Origin of the sequence: Sphingopyxis sp. J-6, from assembly GCF_046603995.1 — a bacterium.
Classification (GTDB): domain Bacteria; phylum Pseudomonadota; class Alphaproteobacteria; order Sphingomonadales; family Sphingomonadaceae; genus Sphingopyxis.
In genome coordinates this window covers 1,151,812-1,167,069 of record NZ_CP145810.1, presented here as the reverse complement: position 1 = coordinate 1,167,069, position 15,258 = coordinate 1,151,812, and the positions used below count along the sequence as shown (strand labels likewise).

The window sequence follows — 15,258 nt, the reverse complement described above, 5'->3', positions numbered from 1 at the left end:
CGATGAAGGGTGGGGTAGCCGGACGGCCGAGATTGCGCTGTGGCCTTTGGAAAATGGCCGTTTGGAAAGTGCCGAAGGCGAAGCGGGTTCCGCGCCGCCGAGGTGTCTCCGATCGTCGGGATGATGATCGTTGACGCAGGGATGCCGGTATCGGGGACGCAGGTTCGCGTTGGTTCCGACACAGGCTAAACCGGTGGCTTCCCGGTGGTCGGCTGTGGACGCTGTTCGTGGTCTAAGTCGAAGAAAGAGTTAGCAATTCGAGCGCCGTCGGCCGGAGCCAGCGGTGCGCGCGTTGCTCCCTGAAAGCTGAAAACTGGGATCTGCCGCTCACCCCGCCCCTTGCGGTGAAGACAGAAGTTCGATCAGCGCGTCGATCGGCCTGATCAGCTCGAATACGTGGATCCCGCGAGCGCGCACGACATAACGCCAGTAGTGCTTTTCCGGATCCTCACCGACATATCGCTCCAAAAGCTTCAGGACGCGTCGCTTCGAGACTTTATCCTGAGCCGCAACGCTGCGGACGATTTCCATCTTCCCGCTCTCGCCGCCATGATGGATGGTCAGAGCCAGCGATTGAAGGATTTCGTGATCCGGCGTCTTGTAGTCCAGCACGTCGTCCGCTCCGCCGTCGTAACCGTCGGTTTCGTGGACAGAGGTAAGGCGTTCAACATAGCTGAGCCCGGGATCGGGTGAGTAGGCGTAAGCGAGCTTATCCGGGACGTTCCCGCGCCGCTTCTTATTAGTCAGCTGAGCAATGCGATTTCCGTCCCTGCCATCTTGGACGTCGATCACATAGGCGCAGTCTAGATCGTCGATGATGTCGCTGACGCCAGCAAAGACGTTCTTGCCGTTCGCGTCGGTATGCTTGTTGGTATGCGCCAGAGAGAGCAGCGATCCTCCCGCCAGCACAAAGCGGCGGATGACTTCAGTGAACCCGCTGGTTTCGCTCTTGCTCATTGGCTGCGTGAATTTCTTGAACGTGTCGAGGATTATGAGTTTCCCGTGAGCGGCTCCGTCCTGGATCATTTCTTCGATTGCAGGTGTCAGCAGTCGAGCCTTGAAGCCTTGATAGCCTTCGGCGACGACATGGACACCGTACTCATCCAGGACGCGCACTTTGTCCGCAACGCCTTGGGTCGTGTCGTCGGCATCCACGTAGAAGACATCGCTGCCTGCTATGCGTCCGGCCTCGATCGCCTCGATCAACATAGCCAGTGTGATTAAGGTCTTGCCCGCGTTAGGCGGTGCGCACAGCACTGTCCCTTGACCCGTCAGGCAGAATGAACCGAGCAGTGGCTTCTGTTCGATGGCCATCTCTTCGAGCTTGGCCGCTTGTCCCTGCAACGTGAACTTGAGCAGGGGATTTTTCTTTTTGAGGGATGGCGCCGGTTTTGCGCTGGGATCGCTCATACATGTCTCCATCAGAATTATGTCTGACCCGATCGCCTTCACGGCGGAGAAATGTCGTAGAGCTGTCCGAATTCGCAAAGTCCGGGCTCGGTCGAAGCCACTGCGAATGGCTTTTAGATGTGCACCCCTCCCGCCGCTGTCAAGTCAGCCGGGCAGTCTTCAGTTTTTCAGGTTCTCGCCCAGCCGCAAGTGCTGAGGCATGAGCGGCGGGAGCGCAGTTCCTAGTCGCGACGAGATCCGCTGCATTCCGGTGGCTTCCTGCGGGCTCGCTGATTTTCTCTGACACCCTATCACGACGTTCTCATCAATGTTTATCGACTTTCGCAAGGGAAGCGCGCGACCTCCCTTGCAGAAGACACTTCACCTTAAGAATAAAACTTTCCCTACCGAAAGAACGGAACATCAGAAAATCTATATAAGTCAAATATTTCGCTCTTGACATGCAGTTCCCGCGTCGCGATCTTCGTCGTCATGGACAAAGTTGTGAAAAAGGACCACGATAATGAAACTTGAACTACCTTCGCTCAAAGATGAAGAAATTGATTTTGCACAGCAAAAAATAACAAGATCGCCCTCGGGAATGCATAGGTTGAGAGACATCTTTGGCGTCGATTGGAACAGAATGAAAAAGAAGAACGACTACGGGATACGATTTAAACAGTCGGCTCGGGACGGCCGCCTTCGCGGTATCAAAATCGGACCAGTAACGTCTCAGAACCATCAGACCTATTGGATAGCTGGCTGATCTTGCGGAAAGAGGGTTGGGCACTCAAAAGAAGGGTGCCCAACCTCCCTGTCCCGACAGACCCCTATGCGTTCCCTGCGAGCTTGTCGCCGTAGGCTCGGCACAAGGTCAAAAGGTCGTGAGGAACGCCCTCCCGGTTTGCAACAAAGACGATGTAAGCGAATGTGCTGCCGAACGTGTAAATCAGCTCAAACCACATGCAGTGAACCTCCAGCCAGTCCCAGTGCGGCCGGAAGCCCGGTTCGCCGTACCGGATGCCATCCATCGGCTCGATCAACGGAGACAGGCCGATGTGATGTATGATGTCGGCTTCGGTATCGCCCGGCTGGACGACGAGATATTCGGTGCAGTCGATCAGATCCTCCGTTAGCGCGCCGATCCGGTCGGCTAGAAGGCGATGAAGGTTGGCGTCCAAATCGAGGGTCAGCGCTCGCTCTAACCCGGCACGATCGTAAAAATGCAACATGGTAGCTTTCCTTTCGGGCAAAGAAAAAGCGCCCGAGGGATCATCCCTGGACGCTCGCGGTTGTGGTCGATGGATGGGGTCAGTTGTGGTCGCGGACGAGCGCAAGCAGGCTGGCGTCAACGTTCGGGTGATCGGGAACGAACAGCACGACGCCGAAGCCGTCGTCGCTGAGGATTAGCACCGCCTCGAACCAACGGCCGTGACGCGCGACATATTCGAAGTTGGCGGTGAAACCGGGTTCGCCATGGTGGATCCCGTCCATAAGGTTTGTGGATAGTGGCACCCCCACCACCCCCTCGATCGTCGCCAGCGTGTCGCGGGGCTCCGCGACAACGATGTGAACCAGTTCGCCCAGATCGTAGCCGTCATGCTCAAGCAGCTGATTGCGCCTGAGCGCCAACAGCCGTTTCAGATCGGCGTCGATCGGTGACGCCAATGCGTGGGCCATGTCGGCCGTACTTCGGATAGAAATCATAATGAGTTCTCCAAACGGAAAAGGCCCCCGGAATTTCTTCCGGAGGCCCTTGGGGTTGAGCTTTTGGCTGTTACTCAGCCGCTGTAGGCAAGGTCGATACAGGGTTGAATGCGCCGCAGGATTTTCTCTCGGCCCCAGAACGTAATCTTCGTGTTCTCGGTACCGTCCAGTTGAGCAGCAGCGCTAACACCGCCGACGCCGCCACCACCGTCCCACACGAACAACGTGCGCTGGGGGCGATCGGGTTGGCGATAGACGTGGGGCATGATGGGAGCATCGACCTCGATCATGCACCGCTCAAGATCGTACATATTCTTACTCGTCTGGGTCGAAAACACCGGCTGCGTTTTCATCAACCCGGCAACGTCGGCTGCTATCGCAGGGACGGCAATTGTCGCAGCTATGATCGCCGCGACGACGTAGTTTCTTCTCATAAGCTTCCTTTCAAAATGTCGCGGCCACCTTCACGTCGGGCAGACCGGCGATACGCAGCGGGATGGCGAAGTAGTTTTCGACGTTGGTCCGGGCCTGGCGCTTTGCCGCGTTGAGCAAGCCCGGTTGTTGCGCTTGCGCGATTATCGCGCGGCGGGCATTCGCGTAGTTTGCTTTCCGAAGCGCCTCGACCTGATCGTCAGAAAAGGTCAAAACGCCGCCGTTGATTGTGGTCGCATTCTCCGGCTGAAACGCGATGTCGCCGAGCGTGACCTTGGGCAGTTTCACCGTCACCAGCTTCGCCTTCTCGTCGTACCGGACGTCGGCAAGACTGAGATCGGACAGGTCAAGATGGTAGGTCACGACAGCGGGAACGATTAGCTCCTGCTCCCCGCCAAAGAGCCAGAGTACCGTGCGACCGGCCTGCACCTTGGCCGTACCCTTATAGCTGAACACCAACAGCCTATTTTCCTCGCGCAGACTTTCGACGGTCGTGGCGAGCACCTTGTTGGTGTCGAGGGTGAACAGGCCGGTGTGCTTTGCTTCGGCGTCGACCGGCAGCTTAGGCGCGGCCATGTAACCGACACCCAACGCAGCAACATGGGTGGCGGCAAGAAGGCCGATGGTGCGACCGCCGTTCACTGGAGCGCGAACAGGGGTTTCGAGGGCGTGTCCAGCCGTACTTTCCATGTCGCCCTGTCGAAAGCGGCTTTGTCCACTTTCCACACCTCGATGGCCTTAGCGGAAACGTTCGGATTGAGGTCGGATGCCTCGCCGCTCAAACCTTCCGTCATGAAAGTCGCGGTAATGCTCGCGGCGTTATCCACGGCATAGCCATTACCGCCTGCATCGAGCAACGTTAGGCCGGGTCGATCCATAAAGGTCAGCGGCTTCGATCCGACATTTTTCATTGTATATCTGACCACGACGAAGGTTTCGCCAAGCTCAGCCTTTTCGCCATGTCCGGTAGAGCCCACTTGTGTCGGTGTAGCGACATCTGTGATCGTCAATTCCACGCCGTCTTTACTGCCGGTTTGGCCAAGCGCCACTAGCGGCAGGGACGCGGGTTCCGCCCTTTTTTGCTGCTCCTTTGACGAAGTCGCCGTTCCGCCATCGCAGGCCGTAAGACCGGCGGTCAGCAAAAGCGCAAACGCGGCGCGGTTCAATTGTGTAATCATTCTTCTCTCCTTCGGTGATGCCCGAACATGGGCGCGTTGAGGCCATCACCGACGGTTCAGATTACCGACGTTGTTGGCTAAGACTAGAAAAAATGAGATTCATCGTCCGTGGTCCAATCGGCAACATTCTGGCCCACCCTGGAGGATGGATGTTAGGCAACGATTGGCTGTGAATATGAAGCGGCTGCGCAAGGAGCGCGGTTGGTCGCAGGAAGCGCTCGCCGATGAGGCGGGGCTTGATCGGACTTACATCAGTGGAATAGAGCGCAGGGTGAAAAACCCGACAATCACCGTTGTTGAGCGGGTTGCATCAGCCCTGAAATGTGATTTGGGTGATTTATTGGATTGATCGGAGCATAGCGCGAAATTATCGAAAACAGCCGCGCTTCTTATAAGTTGGTGGGGTTTGCGCGCGGATAATTGCCAAGTTTATGCGTTTTTCAGACACCGATAGAAGTATTACCGGGAGCAGGGCGATAAAATGGCATGGTTCGGAAAGAAATATACTTCGACGATTTCAACTTCTTCTAGCGCGAAGCCGCTTCGACTGATCGAGGAATTCCTGCTCAGCTATGATCAGTCAGGATCAGCTCGTTCGAAATATGCCATGACGCTCTGGGGTATTTCTGCTGCATTCGTAGAGATTTTTGGCAGCTTAGACCAATATCACAATACCGACGGCGAAAAGAAGCTAAGCTATTTGAGGATGATCGGCCAAAACGCGATAGCCGCCTTAGACGATGGTGACGAAATCGAGGCATCTTGCAATCAAGTCTTTGTGAATTTTCTTGTAGCTACAGACGGAATTCAACGTCGAAATCTTCGTGGATCGATTGCACTTTTTGCTGATCGCTTGGATGGTATTTTCGACTATGGCAAAGCCGAAATCGATAGGATTGGACAGCTAGAAGAGGATGCGAAGGAATTTTTTGCTTCTGAAGCGCCCTTCCCCATCGGGACCGGCGTGGTGCACGGCGGGGTAACAGAGCAAAACGTAGTGATCGCGTCTCAGCTGATCATAAACGATCTGCAAAAAATTCTTCGTACTGATTTCGACTATTATACCTACATTGTCGAGCAACAAGCCCGGCTTCGCTTGGAGCCCGGTATTCGCACGATGTTGGATGGCGTCCCACTATTTGAAATTGAATTCCGCTCACTCGGCCATGACTGGTCAGTAGATAGCCCGCGAGCGCTCGGCGTCGACTATATTGAGTCGATTAGGCCCGATATCCGCCGCTGGTGCATAGTGACGGTCCCATCACTCGATCCGGATGAGTTGTCGCTGAGGGTCATTGGCGCAGCTTTCGGGCATTTCAGAAACGTCGGCAAGGTTCATTTTGATCGGATTCGACGCGCTTATGCGGAGCATTTTCGAGACGAATGCTTGCAGAAAGGACAACGGGTCGATGCTGCCGAATGGGACGATGTCGTAAGAGCGCTGTGACCCAACATTTAAGCTTGCCTAGCATTTCTCAGAAACCATCTGTTTTGTTCACGCCGCATCTTGGCCATTATTCGGCATCGGAGATTCAATCTCGACAGGAGCCGCCTCGACAGTGGGCAAAGCCTCGGTGCCCATCATCATGTGATAGTGCTGGCTGTGCCCAGTTTCCTCGAAAATGCGCCTGAAGACGCCGAGATAGGCGTCCACCGTGGCCGCGTCACTGGAGACGTAAAGATCGTCATGGGCGCTGTGCGAGCCGTCATTTACCCATGAAAAGAGCGAACCGCAGATCACCTTCTCCCGGCCCTCAAATTTCTCGGTAATCTTGTCTCTGTCCATATTTCCCAAGATCTTGAAGTAGTTCTCCAGAATCCGGCGCAACGTATTCTGGATGGTGAGGTTGGATCGGTTATCGTTCCGCACCTCGGACCAGAGCAATTCGTAGGATGTCTTGATAGGGTTGTGGTCGAAGGATTCCAGCGTCGAGATATCGTCAATCTTCTTCACAATCCAGAACGTCTCGTGCGCGCGGAGTTCTCTTTTCCTGTCGGGGTCGAATGACACTTCCTTATGGAAGTAGATGTTGTGGGTGAGCACGAACACCTGCTGGATCAGGCTGTTTTGTGCGTGGCTCTGCTCGAACACGCGTTTGATCAGGCTGGAAACGATGAACAGGATATCGCTGTCGAGGCTCGAAATTGGATCGTCGAATACGATTACTCGGTTGCTGGTCATGCCGGACTCAGAAACGCTGCCACGGATGAGGTGGTAGAAATACAAGAAGGTGACGAACGTCTTCTCGCCCTCGCTCAAACTCCTGACAGCATTGCTCCCATCGAGGCGGACGATCTCGTACAGATTGCCCTGATCTCCCGCCGTTGCGAGCTTGAAGCCCCGAAAGCCAAATGAGGCGAGCAGCGCATTTATCTCGGTCACGGTCGGCTGAACGCTAGTGATACCCTTCTCAAGATCGCGCAACTTCTGCTGCGCCGTGCTGAGGTCGCCCCGCTTTGTCGCCAAGCCTGCCTCAATGCCGCTGATCGCGGCGTCCACTGCCGCCTTGCTGGCATGGTAGGCATCGAGGACGCCTTTGGCCTCTTCTAGCAGGCATTTCCAGATTTCGGCCGTAAGGTTCGCCCGTTGATTGCCGATATCGTCAACAGCCCCGTTATGTTCGGCTACCGCAGTGTTCGCAACCGTAAGGAAATCCCGCACCTCAGCGAACAGCTCGGTGTTGTCCTCGAGCGTAACGACAGCGCTCGGCTCCTTCTGCTTCCGCGCGATGTGTTGTCCGTTGAGCGCCAGACGCGCAGTCACGCGCTCGATAAGTCCAGTCAACTCGTCTGCGTCGACATAACGTGAACCGGCTTGGGAGATGCTGGCGAGGGACTGAAGGTAAGCTGCACCCGTCGCTTCGTATCCGGTGACGAGACGCGCGATATCCGCGATGTCGCGATCATAGGCTTCATCGAAATAATCGCCGATGCGCTTGGCGAGATCAGCTTCGACATCCTGTTGGCAGAACGGGCATTGCGGCGTGCTCTGCGCGAAGTAGCCGATTCCCTGCTTCACCCAGTCACTGTTGCCGAGCCGATCGATTAGACCGGCAATATCGACGTCGCCTTGACCTACGACCTTTTTTTCGAGGATGGGTGACGCTTCCAGCCGTATCAACTCGGCACTGTCTGGCACCCGGACCGCACTTTCCCGTGTTAAGCCCTTTTCGAAGATGACGGCCGCACGCTTTTTTAGATCATCTAGCGGATGAATGGCGGCCTGGTTGGAAGCCGACTCGCTTAGAATTTTATCGCAGAAGTTTGCCTTAGAGCCGCGCGCACCTGTGAAGGCGGACTGAAAGTCAGCGTCATGGCGATTCTTGAGTTTCCAACATTCGTTCTCGATATTCTCGCGCAGGGCAGCACGCTCACCCAGCTTGCCGGAAGCGTCATCCTGCCCGTTCAACACGATATCTCGCGCGGTGATATCCCGTTCAAGGTCCGCAACGGCCTTCCGTGCCTGCTCGATTTGGTCCAGCACCGCAGCATCGTGCTCGCCCAATGTGAAAATGCCGGGGAGGCTGGAGCGAAAATTCCGCTCCACGAAATCAGCGTTGTAAACGAGGCGCTCAAGAGGCCGCTGGTTTGCCCAGCGGATCGCGCAGGCGGGGTGATCAGCGGGAGCGGCGATCACGCGCGAGATACTAGTCTTGCCTGAACCGTTCGCGCCGTAGATGAAGTTGATCTTTCTGAGCTTGGTAAGGAGCTGGCCCTCCGCGCTGTAGCTAGCGCATCCCGCAATTTTCAGTTCTTCAATCACTGCTGCCCCTCAATGCTTTGGTTTAGCTCAGCAAATTTTTCAGCCATCGTCGGGTTTCCCCGAGTCAATTTTTTGATTGTTACGTCCTGGGCCTTGTCGTTGGCGAGACGCAAATTGCGATCGCAACCTAAAAGCGCATCTTTTGTTTTCTGGAGATGGCTAATAGACTTATCGATTTCTTCGATGGCAGTCTGAAACCTCCGCGACGCGAGATCGAAGTTCTTGCCAAATCCGGATTTGAACTGCTCAAGCTCAGCCTCGAAATTGGTGATGTCGATGTTCTGGGCGCGAACCAGCGCGAGCTCCGACTTGTATTCAAGGGTGTTTAGAGCCGCGTTTCTAACCAGTGTTATGATGGGTATAAAAAATTGAGGCCGAACGACGTACATTTTTGGAAAGCGATGGAATACATCAACAATCCCTGTATTGTATAGTTCACTTTCTGGTTCAAGGAGCGAAATTAGAACAGCATATTCACAACCCTTTTCATTCCGATCCTTGTCCAGTTTGGCAAGAAAATCTTCATTCTTTCCTTTAGAAGAGCTGATATCATTTTCGTTTTTCATCTCGAACATGATCGAAACGAACTCTAGGCCGCTTTCGTCGAAATCACGAAAAATAAAGTCGCCTTTGCTTCCTCCGCGCGCATCATTGTCCTTCTCGAAATAAGCTTTCGGAAACGCGGTGGCTCTGATCCGGTTGAACTCCGTGTCACAATGCTGCTCAAGAGTTTCACCGACCATTTTTGTGGAAAGGCGAGCCTTCATATCCCTCAAGCGCTCGATGGCTTCATCCCGATCCTTGATCTGAATTTCATAACGGTCCTTTAGGGCCTTTTCGGAAATCTGCTTTTCGAGATTAGCTTTCTCAAGGCTATTTTTGATTTCATCGCGCTCTTGACGCACGACGTCGACAGCTTCCGCGATTGCCAATTTCTGGCCGATTTCAACGGTAGCAAGCTTGGCTTTAAGCCGCTCGATCTCAGTATCCTTAGGAGAAAGTGCTTCGCTCACCGCTAGCTTTTGAGCGACTTCGCCAGCTTTTATTTTCTCTTTCAATTCTGTGATCTCCGCGTCCTTGTTTGCGGATGCACGCTGCAAATCTACACTCAGCTTAGCTGTCGCCAGCTCGATGGCAGTAGCCTTTTCTCGCTCAGCTATTTCGAGCCGGTCATGTAGTTGTTGCTCGAAATCGCCGTCCCGGACCTGCTTCAAAATATCAGCATAACCAGCTTCGTCGATCTTGAATGCTTTGTGACAGTGAGGACAGATGATCTCGTTCATGGTTCGCTTTCCTGCAACGCCCTAAATCAGCTACCCAACATAATAACTCGAAAACATAGTCGATAAAGAGGACTCCGAGGGGTCAAGGCACCCAGCGATCACCCACGACAACTTCATTTCCGCCGGTACAGCAGCATCAGATTGTTCGCGGGCATTTCCCGGACCTCCGCCAGCACGAATCCTCTCGCTTCCGCCAGTTCGGTCACATCTTCCAGCCAGCGGACACCCCATTCCGCATTCCGCGCCCGCAGACTGTCGTCAAAGGCCGAATTGCTGGGTGCAGTTGGGTGATCCTTACGAAAGTAAGGTCCGTAAAGGATTAGCGGCGCACCCTTCTGGAGAAGCTTTGCGCTTTGTGTGAAAAGCCCGACAGTGGCGGCCCATTCACTGATATGCACCATGTTGATGCAGAGCACCGCATCGGCCGCCGCAAGCGGCCAGTCGGGCGCTGCGGCATCGAGCGGCAGCGGCAGGGCGATATTGGCCAGCCCGCCCTCGGCACTCCACGCCGCGATCGAAGTCAACGCCGCAGGATCGGGGTCGCTCGGCTGCCAGAGCAGCCCGGGAAAGGCGGCCGCGAAATGGACGACATGCTCGCCCGAACCGCTCGCAACCTCCAGCACCGTCCCCTGCGCGGGCAACCAGTCGGCGAGGACCGCGGCGATCGCGTCGCGGTTGCGCGCGGTGGCGGGGGCGTGACGCTTGTCCGCCTCGCCGCCCTCGCCCGGTGTCCACGGCTTCGCGGTCACGCCGCCTTGCTCGAGGCCCGGGCGCGGCGTTCGCGGACGATCAGCCACAGGAACAAGCCCACCGGCCCGGCCATCAGGGTCAGGAACAGGAAGGGAAATTGCACGATGCGACTGAAGCCCTTCTGGTCGGCGTCGCGGGCGATCCACATGCCGGTAAACAGGTCGAAGGCGAGGTAATGCACCCACCCCAAAGTCGCCCCGCCCGGCGTGTCGAACAGTTTCATCACCCCTGCCAACGTCGTGAAATCGGCGCCGCCGCTGCCGCCCGGGTCGATCCCGCCGGTCAGGAAGCCGACGATCAGGACCGTATAGGCGAGGCAGAGCAGGAACACCCCGGCATAAAGGATCAGCGCGAGGATCTTCGGCCCGCGCGGCGCAAAAGCCAGCGCCGCCCAGCCGACGAACGCCCAATAGTTGAACAACAGGAACAGCGTATCCCAGCTCATGGATTCCCCCGATTTCTAGATCAGCCCGCCCAGGCCGAACAACATTATGCCCGCGAACAGGGCGATCAGGCTGGTGACGATAATCAACATAGTGATCCGCACCGCCGACTGCCGCCGCGTCGCCCAGAAAGCGGCGGCCGTGCCGCAACCGAAGGCAAAGAGCGGCGCGTAGAGAAAGGCCCAGTCATAGCTGAACTCGCGCCGGACGCGGACCATCTCCCACTGTTCGACGACGAGACCATAGAGCATGATCGCGGCGAGCCAGGCGACGATGAAGCTCGTCACGAACAGCGTGCCGGCGAGCAGGCAACCGCCGGCACGGCGACGGATATCGTCGGGAGCGGGATCGGGGATCAGCGTCGACATCGAATCGAAAACCCCGCCCCCGCCATCATTCACCCCCTATTCGGCGATATATCGCCATGGACCGGCAGGCGTATCACGATGCCAGATCGTAAAAAAGGGCGATGCAGGAAGCGGTGCGTCGGCGGCCAATTCGGGCGGACGCCGCTTCGGCACGATGCGCCCGAAGCTGATACCGAGGTCGCCCGACGCGGCGACAATTCCGAAATCGGGAGCCCAGTCGATCGCCTGCCCGGGCTGCGCTTCGGGATCGAAACCCGCCGCAATCGCGGCCGCGCCTTCAGTGAAGGCCGCACCGGCGCCCATGTTGATCGCATCGGCATGGCCATATTCGGCGAAGGCCGGCCCGACCCCGACGACCTGCGCTTTCGCCGCAAAGGCGCGCTCGGCCGCGAGCAGGCTTGCAAGCGCGCCCGCCCCTCCCTCGCTCTGCCATGCATCGGCCTTCGGCATGCCGAGCGCGCGAAATTCGGTGCCGACCACGCCTCCGGGCCGCGGCGCGCGCTTGTAGGCCAGGGCGCGCCAGCCACCGGCAGTGCGTCCCCAATAGGCCAGATATTTGCCGGGCTGCGTCGCACCGTCGGGCTGGGTGACGATGACATATCCCGCGGTGAAGCCATGCCGCCCGTCGGCCGCAATCCCGCCGCGCACCGGGAACCAGCCGATGCGCGCGTGGCCGGCGGCAGGGTTCGACCGCAGATAGGCGATAATCTCATCGCGCGAGCGGAGAAAAGGCTTGTCGCCACGCGCCGGCATGATCGCATCGGCGGCGAGCATCGCACCGATCGCGTCGGGCAAAAGCGCGCCTTCCGCGGCCGCCGCGAAAGCACGGTCGGCGGCGACCATCCCGGAAAGCGCCGCCGCGGGATCGGGCGCAACGGCGCTGGTCGTCGCCGGCGCCTGCGCGGTCACCGGAGCCGCTGCGAGCGCCGCCACATATGTTGCCCACTGCCCCATAGTCCCCTCCGCTTCCTGCCGGCGAAGGGTCAAATGCCTTCAGCCGCCGCCGATCTCGCTCGCCACCGGCACGCCCGGCGCCACTTCGGGCTCGCTCCACGCCAGCACCGGTTTGCGCGCCGCCGCCGTTTCGTCGAGCCGCGCGCGCGGCGCGAAATGCGGCGCCGACTTGAGCACCGGATCGCCGTTTTTCGCGCGCAGCGCGATACTGCGCAGCGCGCCGACGAACTGGTCTAGCACCGCCTTGCTTTCGGTCTCGGTCGGTTCGACCAACATCGCGCCATGGACGACGAGCGGGAAATAGACCGTCATCGGGTGATAGCCCTCGTCGATCAGCCCCTTGGCGATGTCGAGCGTCGAGAAACCCTCGGCAAGCCCGCGGTCGCTGAACAGCGCCTCGTGCATGCACGGCCCCGAGCCGCCGAACGGCGCATCGAGCACATCGTCGAGGCTGCGCAGCAGATAATTGGCGTTGAGCACAGCATCCTCGGCGACCTGCTTCAGCCCGTCGGCGCCGTGGCTGAGGATATAGGTCAACGCGCGGGTGAACATCCCCATCTGGCCGTGGAAGGCGGTCATCCGGCCGAAGGTTTGCGGATGATCCTCGCCGACGCTTTCCTCTTCGATCAGGCGGAAGCCGCCGTCCGCCTGCTTCGTGACGAAGGGAAGCGGCGCGAATGGTGCGAGCGCTTCGGACAGCACGACCGGACCCGAGCCCGGCCCGCCGCCGCCGTGCGGGGTCGAAAAGGTCTTGTGCAGGTTGATGTGCATCGCGTCGACGCCAAGGTCGCCGGGGCGGACGCGGCCGACGATCGCGTTGAAATTGGCGCCGTCGCAATAGACATAGCCACCCGCCGCGTGGACCGCGTCGGAGATCGCCTTCATGTCGCGCTCGAACAGCCCGCAGGTGTTCGGGTTGGTGACCATCACCCCCGCGACGTCGGGCCCGAGGCGTGCCTTGAGCGCCGCCAGGTCGACCCGGCCCTCGGCGGTCGCCGGAATATCCTCGACCGTGAAGCCCGCGAAGGCCGCGGTCGCGGGGTTGGTGCCATGCGCGCTTTCGGGGACGAGCAGCACGCGCCGATCCTCGCCGCGCGCTTCCAGCGCCGCCTTGATGCAGAGGATGCCGCACAGTTCGCCATGCGCGCCGGCCTTGGGCGACATCGCGACGCTGTGCATACCGGTCAGCGTCACCAGCCATTCGGCCAGCTCGTGGATCACCGCATAGGCGCCCTGCACCGTCTCCTGCGGCTGCAACGGATGCGCATCGGCGAACCCCGCCATCCGGGCGACCTTTTCATTAAGGCGCGGATTGTGCTTCATCGTGCAGCTTCCGAGCGGGAAGAGCCCGAGGTCGATCGCATAATTCTGCCGCGACAGGCGCGTGTAATGGCGGACGGTTTCGGACTCGCTGAGCCCCGGCAGGCCGATCGGCGCCGTGCGCGCGAGCGCGCCGAGGTCGGCCGCGGGTGCCGCCTCGTCGAAATCGACGCCGGTCGTTTCGTTCGACCCGATCTCGAAGATCAGCGGCTCTTCCAGCATCAGCGCGCGGTTGCCGGTGAAAGTGACATTGTCGTCGGCACCGCCAGCGGCATTCATTTCGGGGCGCCAGCCGGCGCGGTTGAGCGCGGTCATGCCAGCACCTCCTTCAGGGCGGTCGCAAAGGCGGCAATATCCGCCTCCGTGACGGTTTCGGTGACCGCAACGACCAGGCCGTTCTCGAGGCCCGCATTGCCGGGATAGAGGCGGCCGAGCGAGACGCCGCCCAATATGTCCTGTTCGGCAAGCCGGTGGATCACCGGCCGCGCGGCTGTCGGCAACAGTAGGGTGAACTCGTTGAAGAAGCTCTCGTTCAGCACCGCAACACCCGGGATTTTTGCCAGCTCCGCCGCCGCCGTCTTGGCGCGGCCATGGTTGATCGCGGCCAGCCCGCGCAGCCCCGCCTCGCCGAGCAAGGTCATGTGAATGCTGAATGCCAGTGCGCAAAGGCCTGAGTTCGTACAGATATTGCTCGTCGCCTTTTCGCGGCGGATATGCTGTTCGCGGGTCGACAGCGTTAGCACGAAGCCGCGCTTGCCGTTCGCATCGACGGTCTCGCCGCACAGGCGCCCCGGCATCTGGCGGACATATTTGGCCTTGCAGGCGAACAGCCCCACATAGGGCCCGCCGAACTGCAGCCCGACGCCGAGCGACTGGCCCTCGCCGACCACGATGTCGGCGCCCATCTCGCCGGGCGACTTGATCAGCCCCAGCGCGACCGGTTCGGTGACCACCGCGATCAGCAACGCGCCTGCGGCCTGACACGCCGCGGCCAGCGCCGACATGTCGTCGATGCGGCCAAGGATGTCGGGATACTGGACGACGACGCAGCTCGTTTCCTTGTCGATCGCCGCCACCAGTGCCGCCCAGTCGGTCCCCGCCGCAAGCTCGGGGTCGCCATCGACCAGCACATCGCCCGTATATTTCGCCATCGTCCGCGCGACGCTGCGATAATGCGGGTGGAGCCCGGTCGACAGCAGCGCCTTGTTCCGCCGGGTCACGCGCCGCGCCATGACGATCGCCTCCCAGCAGGCGGTCGAGCCGTCGTACATCGACGCATTGGCGACGTCGGTGCCGAGCAGCCGCGCGACCTGCGACTGGAATTCGAACAGCATCTGCAGCGTGCCCTGCGCGATTTCGGGCTGGTAGGGCGTATAGGCGGTCAGGAACTCACCGCGCTGGATCAGATGGTCGACGCTCGCCGGCACATGGTGGCGATAGGCGCCCGCGCCGAGGAAGAAGGGTCCGTCGCCCGCTGCCCGGTTGCGGCGCGAAAGCGCGCCCATATGACGTTCGACCGCCAGCTCGCTGGCCTGCATCGGCAGCCCCTCGATCGGACCGTTCAGCCGGGCCTCGGCGGGGACATCGGCGAACAGGTCGTCGATCGACGATGCGCCGATGACGCCGAGCATCGCGCTGCGATCGTCGGGAGTGAGAGGGAGGTAGCGCATA

Annotated in this window: 17 protein-coding genes; 3 read left to right on the top strand and 14 right to left on the bottom strand. The window is 59.1% G+C overall.

What is annotated here, in order from left to right; translation table 11 throughout:
• Positions 1 to 327: 327 nt before the first annotated feature.
• Complete coding sequence (locus tag V6U71_RS05665) at positions 328 to 1,410, bottom strand: AAA family ATPase (RefSeq protein WP_411341330.1); 1,083 nt, start codon at positions 1,408 to 1,410, stop codon at positions 328 to 330.
• A 502-nt stretch (positions 1,411 to 1,912) separates the two neighbouring features.
• On the opposite strand from V6U71_RS05665, the gene V6U71_RS05660 reads away from it, so the two are divergent.
• On the top strand, positions 1,913 to 2,155 hold the full coding sequence (locus tag V6U71_RS05660; RefSeq protein WP_411341329.1) for a hypothetical protein: 243 nt from the start codon (positions 1,913 to 1,915) through the stop codon (positions 2,153 to 2,155).
• A 64-nt stretch (positions 2,156 to 2,219) separates the two neighbouring features.
• On the opposite strand, the gene V6U71_RS05655 is transcribed toward V6U71_RS05660, so the two are convergent.
• From V6U71_RS05655 to V6U71_RS05635, 5 genes are all read right to left on the bottom strand, one after another.
• Positions 2,220 to 2,621, bottom strand: coding sequence for a hypothetical protein (locus tag V6U71_RS05655; protein ID WP_411341328.1), 402 nt, complete (start codon positions 2,619 to 2,621; stop codon positions 2,220 to 2,222).
• A 79-nt stretch (positions 2,622 to 2,700) separates the two neighbouring features.
• Positions 2,701 to 3,069 carry a hypothetical protein gene (locus V6U71_RS05650; protein ID WP_411341327.1) on the bottom strand — a complete coding sequence of 123 codons (369 nt, stop codon included), beginning with the start codon at positions 3,067 to 3,069 and terminating at the stop codon, positions 2,701 to 2,703.
• 101 nt (positions 3,070 to 3,170) lie between these two features.
• A complete protein-coding gene (locus tag V6U71_RS05645) occupies positions 3,171 to 3,449 on the bottom strand; it encodes a hypothetical protein (protein ID WP_411341326.1) in 279 nt (92 codons plus the stop codon).
• 91 nt (positions 3,450 to 3,540) lie between these two features.
• The gene (locus tag V6U71_RS05640; protein WP_411341325.1) at positions 3,541 to 4,170 is read right to left on the bottom strand and encodes a DUF4230 domain-containing protein; all 630 of its coding nucleotides are present in this window, start codon (positions 4,168 to 4,170) and stop codon (positions 3,541 to 3,543) included.
• Positions 4,167 to 4,706 carry a hypothetical protein gene (locus tag V6U71_RS05635; protein WP_411341324.1) on the bottom strand — a complete coding sequence of 180 codons (540 nt, stop codon included), beginning with the start codon at positions 4,704 to 4,706 and terminating at the stop codon, positions 4,167 to 4,169. The genes V6U71_RS05640 and V6U71_RS05635 overlap by 4 nt, the downstream gene beginning before the upstream one ends.
• A gap of 175 nt (positions 4,707 to 4,881) precedes the next feature.
• Between V6U71_RS05635 and V6U71_RS05630 the strand changes: the two genes are divergently transcribed.
• Positions 4,882 to 5,055, top strand: a complete 174-nt coding sequence (locus V6U71_RS05630; RefSeq protein ID WP_411341323.1) for a helix-turn-helix domain-containing protein — start codon at positions 4,882 to 4,884, stop codon at positions 5,053 to 5,055.
• 132 nt (positions 5,056 to 5,187) lie between these two features.
• The gene (locus V6U71_RS05625; protein ID WP_411341322.1) at positions 5,188 to 6,153 is read left to right on the top strand and encodes a hypothetical protein; all 966 of its coding nucleotides are present in this window, start codon (positions 5,188 to 5,190) and stop codon (positions 6,151 to 6,153) included.
• Positions 6,154 to 6,201: 48 nt separating this feature from the next.
• Here the strand turns inward: V6U71_RS05625 and V6U71_RS05620 are convergent, their stop codons facing one another.
• The 8 genes from V6U71_RS05620 to gcvPA all read right to left on the bottom strand — a co-directional run bounded on the left by V6U71_RS05620 (position 6,202) and on the right by gcvPA (position 15,257).
• Positions 6,202 to 8,469, bottom strand: coding sequence for an AAA family ATPase (locus V6U71_RS05620; protein ID WP_411341321.1), 2,268 nt, complete (start codon positions 8,467 to 8,469; stop codon positions 6,202 to 6,204).
• Positions 8,466 to 9,752: a DUF2130 domain-containing protein gene (locus V6U71_RS05615; RefSeq protein WP_411341320.1), complete on the bottom strand. Its 1,287-nt coding sequence runs from the start codon at positions 9,750 to 9,752 to the stop codon at positions 8,466 to 8,468. The genes V6U71_RS05620 and V6U71_RS05615 overlap by 4 nt, the downstream gene beginning before the upstream one ends.
• A gap of 113 nt (positions 9,753 to 9,865) precedes the next feature.
• Positions 9,866 to 10,501 (bottom strand): DUF938 domain-containing protein, encoded by a 636-nt coding sequence (locus tag V6U71_RS05610; RefSeq protein ID WP_411341319.1) that lies wholly within the window; start codon positions 10,499 to 10,501, stop codon positions 9,866 to 9,868.
• Entirely contained in the window at positions 10,498 to 10,947 is a 450-nt protein-coding gene (locus V6U71_RS05605; RefSeq protein WP_411341318.1) for an ABA4-like family protein, read from the bottom strand. The genes V6U71_RS05610 and V6U71_RS05605 overlap by 4 nt, the downstream gene beginning before the upstream one ends.
• Positions 10,948 to 10,962: 15 nt before the next feature.
• Positions 10,963 to 11,313 (bottom strand): hypothetical protein, encoded by a 351-nt coding sequence (locus tag V6U71_RS05600; RefSeq protein WP_411341317.1) that lies wholly within the window; start codon positions 11,311 to 11,313, stop codon positions 10,963 to 10,965.
• A gap of 36 nt (positions 11,314 to 11,349) precedes the next feature.
• On the bottom strand, positions 11,350 to 12,267 hold the full coding sequence (locus V6U71_RS05595) for a hypothetical protein (protein ID WP_411341316.1): 918 nt from the start codon (positions 12,265 to 12,267) through the stop codon (positions 11,350 to 11,352).
• A gap of 39 nt (positions 12,268 to 12,306) precedes the next feature.
• Positions 12,307 to 13,866: an aminomethyl-transferring glycine dehydrogenase subunit GcvPB gene (gene gcvPB / locus V6U71_RS05590; RefSeq protein WP_411342317.1), complete on the bottom strand. Its 1,560-nt coding sequence runs from the start codon at positions 13,864 to 13,866 to the stop codon at positions 12,307 to 12,309.
• 32 nt (positions 13,867 to 13,898) lie between these two features.
• The gene (gene gcvPA, locus V6U71_RS05585) at positions 13,899 to 15,257 is read right to left on the bottom strand and encodes an aminomethyl-transferring glycine dehydrogenase subunit GcvPA (RefSeq protein ID WP_411341315.1); all 1,359 of its coding nucleotides are present in this window, start codon (positions 15,255 to 15,257) and stop codon (positions 13,899 to 13,901) included.
• Position 15,258: the final 1 nt, after the last annotated feature.

What these genes read in the sequence shown, in the direction of transcription:
- V6U71_RS05665 (WP_411341330.1), bottom strand. Translation starts at nt 1,410, where the DNA reads ATGAGCGATCCCAGCGCAAAACCGGCGCCATCCCTCAAAAAGAAAAAT.
- V6U71_RS05660 (WP_411341329.1), top strand. Translation starts at nt 1,913, where the DNA reads ATGAAACTTGAACTACCTTCGCTCAAAGATGAAGAAATTGATTTTGCA.
- V6U71_RS05655 (WP_411341328.1), bottom strand. Translation starts at nt 2,621, where the DNA reads ATGTTGCATTTTTACGATCGTGCCGGGTTAGAGCGAGCGCTGACCCTC.
- V6U71_RS05650 (WP_411341327.1), bottom strand. Translation starts at nt 3,069, where the DNA reads ATGGCCCACGCATTGGCGTCACCGATCGACGCCGATCTGAAACGGCTG.
- V6U71_RS05645 (WP_411341326.1), bottom strand. Translation starts at nt 3,449, where the DNA reads ATGAAAACGCAGCCGGTGTTTTCGACCCAGACGAGTAAGAATATGTAC.
- V6U71_RS05635 (WP_411341324.1), bottom strand. Translation starts at nt 4,706, where the DNA reads ATGATTACACAATTGAACCGCGCCGCGTTTGCGCTTTTGCTGACCGCC.
- V6U71_RS05630 (WP_411341323.1), top strand. Translation starts at nt 4,882, where the DNA reads ATGAAGCGGCTGCGCAAGGAGCGCGGTTGGTCGCAGGAAGCGCTCGCC.
- V6U71_RS05625 (WP_411341322.1), top strand. Translation starts at nt 5,188, where the DNA reads ATGGCATGGTTCGGAAAGAAATATACTTCGACGATTTCAACTTCTTCT.
- V6U71_RS05615 (WP_411341320.1), bottom strand. Translation starts at nt 9,752, where the DNA reads ATGAACGAGATCATCTGTCCTCACTGTCACAAAGCATTCAAGATCGAC.
- V6U71_RS05605 (WP_411341318.1), bottom strand. Translation starts at nt 10,947, where the DNA reads ATGAGCTGGGATACGCTGTTCCTGTTGTTCAACTATTGGGCGTTCGTC.
- V6U71_RS05600 (WP_411341317.1), bottom strand. Translation starts at nt 11,313, where the DNA reads ATGTCGACGCTGATCCCCGATCCCGCTCCCGACGATATCCGTCGCCGT.
- V6U71_RS05595 (WP_411341316.1), bottom strand. Translation starts at nt 12,267, where the DNA reads ATGGGGCAGTGGGCAACATATGTGGCGGCGCTCGCAGCGGCTCCGGTG.
- gcvPB (WP_411342317.1), bottom strand. Translation starts at nt 13,866, where the DNA reads ATGAATGCCGCTGGCGGTGCCGACGACAATGTCACTTTCACCGGCAAC.
- gcvPA (WP_411341315.1), bottom strand. Translation starts at nt 15,257, where the DNA reads ATGCGCTACCTCCCTCTCACTCCCGACGATCGCAGCGCGATGCTCGGC.